Raw genomic sequence first — 10,350 nt, forward strand, 5'->3', positions numbered from 1 at the left:
GGAAGCGGGAACATCATGCACAACCAGATCTTCGTCAATCTCCCCATCAACGACATGCAGAAATCGCAGGCTTTCTTCAAGAGCCTGGGCTTCAGCTTCAATCCGCAGTTCGCCAACGACCAGGGCGCCTGCATGGTCGTGAGCGACAGCATCTACGTCATGCTGCTGGTGAAGGACTTTTTCCAGACCTTCACCGGCAAGCCGGTGGCCGACGCCACCAAGACCACCGAGGTGCTGATCGCGCTGTCCTGCGACAGCCGCGCCGAAGTTGACGAACAGGTGAAGCGCGCGCTCGCCGCCGGCGGCACCGCTCCGCGCCAGCCGCAGGATCACGGCTTCATGTACGCCCATGGTTTCGAGGACCTGGACGGCCATGTGTGGGAGCTGATTTACATGGTCCCCGGCGAAGTGCCCAACGCATGACGCGGGAGGCCGTGCATCGCGCCATCGAGGCGGTCTGGCGGATCGAGTCCGCCAGCGTCATCGCCGGCGTCGCGCGCCTGGTGCGCGACGTCGGACTGGCTGAAGAGCTGGCGCAGGATGCCTTGGTCGCCGCCCTGGAACGCTGGCCCGAAACCGGCGTGCCGGACAACCCGGGAGCGTGGCTGATGACTACCGCCAAGAATCGCGCGCGCGACCGCCTGCGGCTGGACGCGCTGCATACGCGCAAGCACGAGCAGATCGGGCACGAGCTGGAGGCCCTGCAGGCCGACGTCGAACCTGATTTCGTCGACGCGCTGGACGCCGCGCGCCAGGACGACATCGGCGACGACCTGCTGCGGCTGGTGTTCACCGCCTGCCATCCGCTGCTGTCCACCGAGGCGCGCGTGGCGCTCACCCTGCGCCTCTTGGGCGGGCTGACCACGGCCGAGATCGCGCGCGCCTTCCTGGCATCCGAATCCACCATCGCGCAGCGCATCGTGCGCGCCAAACGCAGCCTGTCCGCGGCCAACGTGCCGTTTGAAGTCCCGCGGGCAGAGGAGCGCGCGCCGCGCCTGGCGTCGGTGCTGGAAGTCATCTACCTGATATTCAACGAGGGCTATTCGGCCACTTCGGGCGATGACTGGATGCGCCCGGCGCTGTGCGACGAAGCGCTGCGCCTGGGCCGCATCCTGACCCAGCTGGCGCCGGGCGAAAGCGAAGTCCATGGACTGGCGGCGCTGATGGAATTGCAAGCCTCTCGCCTGCATGCCCGCACCGACGCGCAAGGCCGCCCCGTCCTGCTGATGGAGCAGGACCGCGGCCGCTGGGATCCCTTGCTGATCCGCCGCGGGCTGGCGGCGTTGGCGCTGTCGGACAGCCTGGGCGCGCCGCGCGGCCCTTACGCCTTGCAGGCCGAGCTGGCCGCCTGCCATGCCCGCGCGCGTACGCCCGAGGACACCGACTGGCCGCGCATCGTGGCCTTGTACGACGCGCTGGCGCAAGCCATGCCCTCGCCGGTGGTGGAGCTGAACCGCGCAGTGGCCGTGGGCATGGCGTTCGGCCCCCAGGCCGGGCTGGACCTGGCCGACCATTTGGCCGAGGAGCCCGCCCTGGCCAATTACCATTGGCTGCCCAGCGTGCGCGCGGACCTGCTGGCCAAGCTGGGGCGCCGCGCCGAAGCGCGCGCCGAGTTCGAACGCGCGGCCGGCATGACGCGCAATGCGCGCGAGCGGGAATTGCTGCTGGCGCGGGCGCGCGACATGTCCGACTCCTAGGCGCGCCGGTCCGGGCGCAGCGGACCCGGCCGGCATGCTTAAATCCCTCCATGCGCCCCGCCGATCATGTCCCGTCCGACCTGGCCGCGCCCGTCATGCCGGGCGTGCCGCAGGCGTTCGAGCATCCCGGCGACCGCGCCGAGTTCCGGCAGGCGGCGTACCTGCCCGGCGTGGAGCTGTATCGTGCGCACATCATCCGCTACGCCTTCGAACCTCACACCCATGAAGCCTACGGGCTGGGCGCGATCGAGTCCGGCGTCGAGCGCTTCCGTTACCGCGGCGCGGAGCATCTGGCGCCCTCGGGCTCGGTGGTGCTGATGAACCCCGATGAATTGCACACCGGCCGCGCCGAAACCGAGGGTGGCTGGCGCTACCGCATGGTCTACCTGGACCCCGACGTGGTGGCCCGCGTCACCGGCGAAAGCGGCTGGTGGTTCGATACGGCCGTCGGCCATGACGCGGCCGGCGCGCAGCGCGTCACCGCGCTGCTGGACACCTTGTGGCAGGCGCGCGAACCGCTGGCTTTCGATAGCGCCTTGTACGCGCTGCTGGCTGAATTCCGCCGCCACGCGCGCGTGCCGCGGGCGGCCCGTGACGAAGGCGCGCCGCGCTTCGCGCCCGTCATCGACTACCTGCGCGCCAATCTGGCCCACCGCCTGACGCTGGATGAACTCGCGGCCGTGGCCGGGCTCAGCCCTTTTCATTTTCTGCGCAGCTTCCAGGCGCAGTACCACGCCACGCCGCAGCAGATGCTGATGGCGCTGCGGCTGTTCGAGGCCAAGCGCCGGCTGGCCGCCGGCGAATCGCCGGCCCAGGTGGCGCTGGCCTCGGGGTTGACCGATCAGGCCCACCTGACCCGCGCCTTCTCGCGCCGCTACGGCGTCACACCCGCCCGTTATCAGAAGCAAGTCCGCGCCTGAACTCCGCACCGCAATCTGGTACAAGACGCGGCGCCCGCCCGCTGGCTAGACTGCCGCCATTCGTGACCTGGAGCGACGTCGTATGTGGGCTGGAACCCTTTATGCCCTGGCCGCCGGCCTGATGTGGGGGCTGGTGTTCGTCGGGCCCCTGTTGCTGCCGGAATACCCTGCCGCGCTGCAATCCGTGGCGCGCTACCTGGCGTTCGGCCTGATCGCCCTGCCGCTGGCCTGGCTGGACCGCCGCGGCCTGCGCCAGTTGCAGCGCGCCGACTGGATCGAGGCGCTGAAGCTCGCCGCCATCGGCAACCTGCTCTACTACCTGTGCCTGGCCAGCGCCATCCAGCGCGCGGGCGGCCCCTTGCCCACCATGATCATCGGTACGCTGCCGGTGGTCATCGCCATCAGCGCCAACCTGCGCAACGCGCGCCGCGACGGCCGGCTGCCCTGGAAGCGGCTGGCGCCCGCGCTGGCCTTGATCGCGCTGGGCATTGCCTGCGTCAATCAGGTCGAATTGCAGGCCTTGCGCCAGGATGCCGACGCCGACATGTCGCGCTACGCCATCGGCGCGCTGCTGGCGCTGGGCGCGGTGGCCTGCTGGACCTGGTATCCGCTGCGCAACGCGGACTGGCTGCGCGCTCATCCCGACCGCAGCCCGCGCACCTGGGCCACCGCCCAGGGTGTGGCGACGTTGCCGCTGGCGCTGGCGGGCTATGCGGTCCTATGGGCAGGCATGGCGGTGTCCGGCAGCGCCTTTCCCATGCCAGCCGGCCCCAGGCCCGAGGTCTTCCTGGCCTTGATGGCCATCATCGGCCTGTTCGCGTCCTGGCTGGGCACCTTGTGCTGGAACGAAGCCAGCCAGCGCCTGCCCACCGCGCTGGCGGGGCAATTGATCGTGTTCGAAACGCTGGCGGCGCTGGCCTATGCCTACATCCTGCGCGGACAGATGCCCCAGCCGCTGACGCTCATCGGCATCGCCTGCCTGATGGTGGGCGTGCTGCGCGCCGTGCGGGTCAAGCCGGAGCCCGTGCCTGCGGCGGCATAGGCGCGCGCACCCTAGTCCAACAGCAATTCCGGCAAGCGCCGCAGATCGTCGATGACGTCCGATGCGCCTTCGTCCAGCAAGCGCTGGCGCTGGTCCGGCCCGTTATGCGTAGCGCCCACGTAGCCGATGGCGCGCATGCGCGCGGCGCGGGCGGCGCGCACGCCGGGGACGCTGTCCTCAACCACCACGCAATCCAGGATTGCGGCGCGCATCTGCCGGGCGGCAAAGAGAAACACGTCCGGCGCCGGCTTGCCGTGCGCGACCTGCGCGGTGCTGAATATATTGGGCGTGAACTCGTCCCAAAGACCCACCAGCTTCAGGGCCGCCTCCAGCTTGGGCGGCGTGCTGCTGGAGGCCACGCAGACCTGCAGGCTGCGCTCGCGCAGCATGCGAACCGTCTGCAGCGCGCCGGGCAGCGCGCGCAATTCCTGGCGGAAGATGGCTTCCAGCCCGTCCGCGTATTCGCGCGCAAAGCCTTCGGGCAAGCTGCGGGCGTTTTCCTGTTGCAGGGTCCGCCACATGTCCGCGTCGGGAATGCCGGCGAAGCGGCGCGCGGCGTCCTCGGGCGTGATGGCGATGCCATGCTCGGCCAGCGCCCGCGATTGGGCGCGCGCCGCGATGATCTCGCTATCGATCAGGACGCCATCGCAGTCGAAGATGACCAGGCGGGGGGCAGGCGTATGCATGGTGGCTCCATTTCAGGACAAGTCCCCATGATATGCCTGGCTCGTGACACCACCGCGCTATCCGCGCCGCCTACATCCCCGGACCTTTGAGGCGCCGCAAGCGCCACGCCAGAAACACCCCGCCCAATCCGGCGGCCGCGACGATAAGCGACGCCACCGACCAGCCGTAGCGGTCGATCGCGCCGCCCACCGCCACCGGGCCGATCACCTGCCCCAGGCCGCTGCCCTGCATCACCAGCCCCACCGAAGCCGGCGTCAGCGCCGGCCGCGGCGCCAGCAACGGCGCCGTGCCCAGCAGCGTGGCCGGTATCAGTCCGCCCACGGCCGAGAACAGCACGCACAGCAGGAAGGTGGGCATGGCCGGCAACACCGAGCGGAAGATCAGCAGCGCCACCGCGCCCATGACCAGGCTGGCGCAGGCGATCAGAGTGGAACGCCGCCAACCGCGCGCCAGCAGCACGCCCGCGCCCAGGTTGCCGACCACGTTGGCGGCGCTGGCGATGGCGCTGTACAGGCCGGCGGTCGCCAGCGGCAGGCCCAGCTGTTCGGTCAGCAGCACGGGCAAGAACGTGAACAGCGCGAAGAACATCAGGCTGTAAAGCGTGAACGACAGCGCCAGCAGGCGCGGACCGGGCGCGCCCATGGTATCGGCCGTGTCCTGCCGCAAGCCCCGCCACGACAGGCTGGCGCCGCCCGGCGTGGCTGGCGCCAGCGCCGCCACGCACACCATGGCCACCAGCACCGCCGCGCCCGCGCACCACCAATAGGCCTGCCAACCGCTGAAGGCCTGCGAGGCCAGCATCGCAATCGCCATCCCGGCCGGCATGTAACAGCTCCATAGCGCGAAGGCGAAGTCGCGGGTGGCGGCCGACACCATGCGTTGCAGGGCCGCGGGTCCGGCCACGGTAATCATCAGAAAGCCCAGCCCCTCCACCACCCGCGAGACCAGCAGGACGCTGTAGGCGGTCGCCATGGCGCCCATCACGGAGCCTACCGCCGTCGCCGCCAGGCCCGCCAGCAGCATGCGCCGCGCGCCGTAGCGGTTGATGACCCCGCCCGCGGCAATGCCGCCGACCAGGCCCAGGATCGAGAACACCGCGGCCAGCGCCCCGATGGAGGCCAGATCCAGCCCCATGTCCTTGCGCAGCAAGGGCGCGGCGATGATGACCTTGCCCACTTGCAGCGCCGCAACCACCCCAGCCCCCACGATGGCCAGCACCGCCGACCAGCGCGTTCCTTCCTTGCCCATCCTTGTCTCCCTTGTTCTACGACCCAGCCAGGATGCCAGCGCAAACCGATCCTGGTAAGTGATAATCTTTTGATGGAATTGATCGATTGGATAGATCAGCCGGCAGAATGATAGACGCCCTGACCCTGGACCAGTTGCGCGTATTCGCCGCCGTGGCCGACGCCGGCAGTTTCCGCGCGGCCGCGCGCCGCCTGGCGCGCGTGCAATCGGCCGTCAGCCACGCCATCGCCAACATGGAAGCGCAGCTGGGCGTGACCCTGTTCGACCGTAGCGGCCACCGGCCCGTGATGACGCCGCAAGGCGCGGCCCTGCTGGTCAACGCCCGCGACATCCTGCTGCGCGTGGACGCCATGCGCGCCCGCGCCCAGGGCCTGGGCGAAGGCGTGGAGCTGGAGCTGTCGCTGGCGGTGGACACGCTGTTTCCGATCGCAGACGTAGGCGCCGCCCTGAACGCCCTGCGCGCGGCCTACCCGTCCGTCGCCGTCCGCGTTTCCGTGCTGCCTCTGGGCGGCCCGGTGGAAGCCCTGCTGACGCGCAGCCATACGCTGGCCATCGTCGCGGGCGACCATTTCCGCCATCCGCGCGTCGTGATGCAGGCGCTGTCGTCCGTACAGATGGTGGCGGTGGTCGGCGCCGGGCATGCGCTGGCGCAGCGCGTCGCCGCCGACATGCCGCTGGGCCCGGCCGAACTCGCCGACCATGTGCAGATCGTGCAGATGGACCCTTCCTCCCTGACCCAGGGCCGGGACTTCGCGGTGCTGTCGCCGCAGACTTGCCGCGTCAGCGGCCAGGACACCAAGCATGCGCTGATCCTGGCGGGCGTGGGCTGGGGCCGGCTGCCCTACTGGCAGGTGGAGCGCGATCTGGCCGAAGGCCGGTTGCTGCGCCTGCCGACCGACAGCCTGGGGCGCGGCAGCCAGGTGGTCAGCGAAACCTATCTGGCGCACCGCATCGACCAGCCGCTGGGACCGGCCGCCCGCGTGCTGGCGGGCGCCTTGCGCGCCGCCGTCCATCAGGGCTTGGACGACGCGGGCGCACGCGCATAGCTGACGCCCATGCCGGCGCGCACGTCGTTCTGGATGCCGTAGGGCGGAATCGGGTAGCGCAGGCCATTCGCCGACAGCGCCTTCATGCCCTCGATGGCGATGGGCAGGTAGCGCGGCGGCAAGGCCATCAGCATTTCCTCGTCGGGCACGCCGCCGTAGCGGCGCTCGGCGTAACAGGGCAAGGACAGGCTGGGCTCGCCGGTGGCGAGCGCGCGACCCCAGGAGTCGGCACAGGCCGTTTCGCCCACCACGCTCCAGTCGAAGCGCCGGTAGTTCTTCCATTGCAGGCCATTGATGAGGATGATCATCTGGCCCGGCGTGGCGTAGATCAGGCAGATGTCCGGCGGGTCCAGCCGGCCCGCCGCCAGCGGCGACGCCACCAGCCCGCGGTACTTGCCCGCCGGCACACAGGACAGCGCCTCCTGGCGCGCCTGGGCGTCTTCCTGCGTGGCGTGCCAGACGCCCACGTAATCTTCGCCGCGCTTCCAGGCCTCGTCCTGCGGCCCCAGGCCGACCACGGCGCGGCATTGCGCGCCGACCAGGTCGTCACCCGTGATCCCCACCGTCCAGCCCAGCCTGGCGGCCATGCCCACGATCTGGTCGGTGGTGTGCGTGGCTTGCGGGCGCCGCAGGCCCTTGACCGCGGCCATGTCGTCTTCACGCTCGTAGAGCTTCATGCCGATGACCGTGGTCTTCAGGCGCAGCAATTTGTTCAGGTCATCGACCAGCGATGCCCAGTTCAGTGTCGTCTCTTCCATGCCCGTCCCTTGGACTGTTGTGCGCGGACTTTGCCGCATTGCCGCAGATTGAGCGCGGTCAGCGATGACTATAACGAATCGCCCGCCGGGCCCCTGATTGATCTATCGTGGATGGCGGCAAACCCGCCCGCCGCAAACGCGCAGGACACACCCCGGCTTCCAAGGAGCCCGACATGAACCGTTTCGAACAGAAGACCGTCCTGATCACCGGCGGCACCAGCGGCATCGGCCTGGCCGCCGCCCAGGCCTTCGCCGCCGAAGGCGCCCGTGTTGTCGTCACCGGCCGCGACGCCGCGGTGCTCAAGCAGGTGCGCGCCAGCCTGGGCTCGCACGCGCTGGCGCTGCGCAACGACGCCGGCGCCCCCGGCGCGCCCGCTGCGCTGGCGGCTGAACTGCGCCAGGCCGGCATCCGCCTGGACGCCGTCTTCATCAACGCCGGCGTGGCCCGCTTCGCGCCGCTGGCCGAAGCCACCGAAGCGCTCTGGGACCAGACCTTCTCGACCAACGTCAAGGGCGCCTTCTTCCAGTTGCAGGCGCTGGATCCGCTGCTCAACCCGGGCGCGTCCATCGTGCTCAACGGCTCGATCAACGCCCGCATCGGCATGCCCGCCTCGTCGATCTATGCCGCCAGCAAGGCCGCGCTGATTTCGCTGGCCAAGACCTTGTCGGCCGAGCTGCTGCCGCGCGGCATACGCGTCAACGTCATCAGCCCCGGGCCGGTCGCCACGCCGATCTACGACAAGCTGGGTCTGGATGCGGCGGCGCTGGAGAAGACCGCCGCCAGCATCCGCGCCCAGGTGCCGCTGGGACGCTTCGGCACGCCGCAGGAAATCGCCTCCACGGTGCTGCACCTGGCCTCGCCCGAGTCCGCCTTCATCGTGGGCACGGAGATCATCGCGGACGGGGGCATGAGCCAGCTGTAGTCGCTGGCCGGCCAGGGTTGGCGCAAGCGCACCTGCCGATACCCGCGGCTAGGCGCCGATGGAACGCAGCGCGCGCTTGCAAATCCGCTGCGTCGCCTCGGCCGGCCTGCCCTTGGACCAGCGCGCGCAGACCTCCCGCACCCAGTCCGGCTGGTCCTTGCTGGCGTCGTTCAGCCAGTTCGCCACCGAGTCCTGCACATAGACGGCCGGATCGGCCCGCAGCGGCTCCAGCAGCGGCAACGCGCGGCCGGGATCGGCCTTCAAGGCCGCGATATGCGCGCACCAGACCCCACGCGGCCGCAGCGATTCACTGGCGAACCGGCGCACGCGTTCGGACGCATCCGCGGTCCAGGGCCGCAGCAGTTCCACTGCAGCGGCCAGTTCCGCCGCCAGTTGCGGACGCAGCGCCAACCAGGCCCATTCCCTTACGCCGAAATGCGCGTCATCGGCCAGCGGCCGGATCAGCGCCAGCCGCTGCTCCAGGCTCAGGTCCGGCATTGCGCCGACCATGAAGCAGGCCCATCCCCGGATGGTATCCGAGCGGTGATCGCGCAGTTGCTCGAAAGCGTCCGCACCCAGGCCGTCCAGCAGCGTCCGCGCCGCCACGGCCATGCGCTTGGAGATTCCCGTCGCAGCCTGCGCGCGCAGAACGGCGATGGCTTCGGCGCCGACCTGCGGCGCGGCTGCCTGCATCAATTCGGCAAAGTCCACCGCCAGGCATTCGGTCAGGTTGCGCGCCGGCTCGCCCGCGTTCAACTGCGCCAGGCGTTCGGCGCTGATGTCCTTCACGCCCCGGCCCGTCGGCGCAGCAGCTGCTTTCTTGGTCATCGCGTGGTCTCCTTTCGCGCGGCCCGGCCCGCGTCGGTTCCCTGCCAGATCTTGCCCAGCAGCGCGCGCAAGCTGGCCCGGTCCGCCGGGCCCAAGCCCGCGAACAAGGCGCCTATCCAGTCCGTATGCGTCTTGAACAGCTGCGCGGCCTCGGCCCGCCCCTTGGCGCTCAGCTTCACCACGATCTTGCGCCGGTCGTCCTTGCCCGCGCGGCGCGAGACGAAACCATCGCGCTCCAGGCCGTCCAGCAGGCCGGTGACCGTGGCCCGCGTGACACCCGCGCCATCGGCCAGCTCGTGCGGCGACATGCCGTCGGCCTGCTCGTGCAGCAGGAACAGCAGCACGAACTTCCCTTCCGACAACTGGCGCGGCGCCAGCCGGGCAGCGCAATCGCGGTCGATGGCGTTGGCCAGCGACAGCAGCTGAAAGCAAAGGGCTATGCCGTCGGCCGACGCCAGGCCGCGCCTGGCGGCGACGTCAAGCAGCGCGCGGTGCTTGGGTTCAAGCATGTGTTGTGGGTCTTGCATGAGTAAACCAGCCCTGGTGATTCTCGATGCCATTATAGTAAGGCGCCTAACTATATCTATGCAAGACGGATCGATGGCTTCGAACCGCTATCATCCCGGCTATCTCAGCGATCAGTGACTGAATCCATGCCCTTGCCTTCCCGCGTGACCCTGCGCCGCATGCAGGAAGATGACATCCCCATGCTGCTGGCCATGGAGTCCGATCCCGAGGTCATGCGCTACAGCACCGGCGTCAAACCTGCAGACGAAGCGCGGCGGCAGGAGCTGCTGGCATGGCTGCGCGAACCGCTGACCAGGCTTGGCCACTGGGCAATCACAGTAGACGGCGCCGCCGTGGGCTGGGTGAGTCTGGTCCCTTTGGCTGGCACGGACAGCATCCAGCTTGCCTATCGGCTGCAACGCGCGGCTTGGGGAAAGGGATATGCGAGCCAGGCAGCGAAGCAGTTGTGCGAGTACGCCTGGCGCGAGACGGAAGTTTCCGAACTGGTCGCGGTTGTCTGGCCCGACAACCAAGCCTCCGTACGTGTCCTGGAAAAGCTCGGGTTTGCGTTCCGGTCGCGCGAATGCCACTACGACCGCGAAACCATCGTCTATACACTGCCGCGTCCTGCCGCTGGATCCGACCGATTCCCGCAGCCTTGATCCCCGCCCTCCTGCGCGCCATTCCTGCAGAT

Annotated in this window: 12 protein-coding genes; 7 read left to right on the plus strand and 5 right to left on the minus strand. The window is 69.5% G+C overall.

Features of this window, described 5'->3' with window-relative positions; translation table 11 throughout:
* Nucleotides 1-15: 15 nt before the first annotated feature.
* From ACZ5YA_RS07020 to ACZ5YA_RS07035, 4 genes are all read left to right on the plus strand, one after another.
* Nucleotides 16-423, plus strand: a complete 408-nt coding sequence (locus tag ACZ5YA_RS07020) for a VOC family protein (protein ID WP_464092247.1) — start codon at nucleotides 16-18, stop codon at nucleotides 421-423.
* A complete protein-coding gene (locus ACZ5YA_RS07025) occupies nucleotides 420-1,697 on the plus strand; it encodes an RNA polymerase sigma factor (RefSeq protein WP_059380130.1) in 1,278 nt (425 codons plus the stop codon). The genes ACZ5YA_RS07020 and ACZ5YA_RS07025 overlap by 4 nt, the downstream gene beginning before the upstream one ends.
* 50 nt (nucleotides 1,698-1,747) lie before the next feature.
* Complete coding sequence (locus tag ACZ5YA_RS07030; protein ID WP_464092248.1) at nucleotides 1,748-2,617, plus strand: AraC family transcriptional regulator; 870 nt, start codon at nucleotides 1,748-1,750, stop codon at nucleotides 2,615-2,617.
* Between the two features lie 82 nt (nucleotides 2,618-2,699).
* Nucleotides 2,700-3,659: a DMT family transporter gene (locus tag ACZ5YA_RS07035; protein WP_059380131.1), complete on the plus strand. Its 960-nt coding sequence runs from the start codon at nucleotides 2,700-2,702 to the stop codon at nucleotides 3,657-3,659.
* A gap of 11 nt (nucleotides 3,660-3,670) precedes the next feature.
* On the opposite strand, the gene ACZ5YA_RS07040 is transcribed toward ACZ5YA_RS07035, so the two are convergent.
* Both ACZ5YA_RS07040 and ACZ5YA_RS07045 read right to left on the minus strand, forming a co-directional pair.
* Nucleotides 3,671-4,345 (minus strand): HAD family hydrolase, encoded by a 675-nt coding sequence (locus ACZ5YA_RS07040; protein WP_464092249.1) that lies wholly within the window; start codon nucleotides 4,343-4,345, stop codon nucleotides 3,671-3,673.
* A 70-nt stretch (nucleotides 4,346-4,415) separates the two neighbouring features.
* Nucleotides 4,416-5,594 (minus strand): MFS transporter, encoded by a 1,179-nt coding sequence (locus ACZ5YA_RS07045; RefSeq protein ID WP_118933948.1) that lies wholly within the window; start codon nucleotides 5,592-5,594, stop codon nucleotides 4,416-4,418.
* A 107-nt stretch (nucleotides 5,595-5,701) separates the two neighbouring features.
* Here ACZ5YA_RS07045 and ACZ5YA_RS07050 point away from each other — a divergent pair, with 107 nt between their 5' ends.
* Nucleotides 5,702-6,640, plus strand: coding sequence for a LysR family transcriptional regulator (locus ACZ5YA_RS07050; protein ID WP_280016905.1), 939 nt, complete (start codon nucleotides 5,702-5,704; stop codon nucleotides 6,638-6,640).
* Here ACZ5YA_RS07050 and ACZ5YA_RS07055 read toward each other — a convergent pair.
* Complete coding sequence (locus tag ACZ5YA_RS07055; protein ID WP_059380135.1) at nucleotides 6,607-7,398, minus strand: DUF169 domain-containing protein; 792 nt, start codon at nucleotides 7,396-7,398, stop codon at nucleotides 6,607-6,609. The genes ACZ5YA_RS07050 and ACZ5YA_RS07055 overlap by 34 nt on opposite strands.
* A gap of 173 nt (nucleotides 7,399-7,571) precedes the next feature.
* On the opposite strand from ACZ5YA_RS07055, the gene ACZ5YA_RS07060 reads away from it, so the two are divergent.
* Entirely contained in the window at nucleotides 7,572-8,321 is a 750-nt protein-coding gene (locus ACZ5YA_RS07060; protein ID WP_054456432.1) for an SDR family oxidoreductase, read from the plus strand.
* A gap of 48 nt (nucleotides 8,322-8,369) precedes the next feature.
* On the opposite strand, the gene ACZ5YA_RS07065 is transcribed toward ACZ5YA_RS07060, so the two are convergent.
* The gene (locus tag ACZ5YA_RS07065; protein WP_059380136.1) at nucleotides 8,370-9,149 is read right to left on the minus strand and encodes a HEAT repeat domain-containing protein; all 780 of its coding nucleotides are present in this window, start codon (nucleotides 9,147-9,149) and stop codon (nucleotides 8,370-8,372) included.
* On the minus strand, nucleotides 9,146-9,676 hold the full coding sequence (locus ACZ5YA_RS07070) for a MarR family winged helix-turn-helix transcriptional regulator (RefSeq protein WP_464092250.1): 531 nt from the start codon (nucleotides 9,674-9,676) through the stop codon (nucleotides 9,146-9,148). Before ACZ5YA_RS07070 ends, ACZ5YA_RS07065 begins: the two co-directional genes overlap by 4 nt.
* A 126-nt stretch (nucleotides 9,677-9,802) precedes the next feature.
* Between ACZ5YA_RS07070 and ACZ5YA_RS07075 the strand changes: the two genes are divergently transcribed.
* A complete protein-coding gene (locus tag ACZ5YA_RS07075; RefSeq protein WP_464092251.1) occupies nucleotides 9,803-10,318 on the plus strand; it encodes a GNAT family N-acetyltransferase in 516 nt (171 codons plus the stop codon).
* The last annotated feature ends 32 nt before the right edge of the window (nucleotides 10,319-10,350 follow it).

This window comes from Achromobacter sp. JCM 18799 (assembly GCF_055395645.1).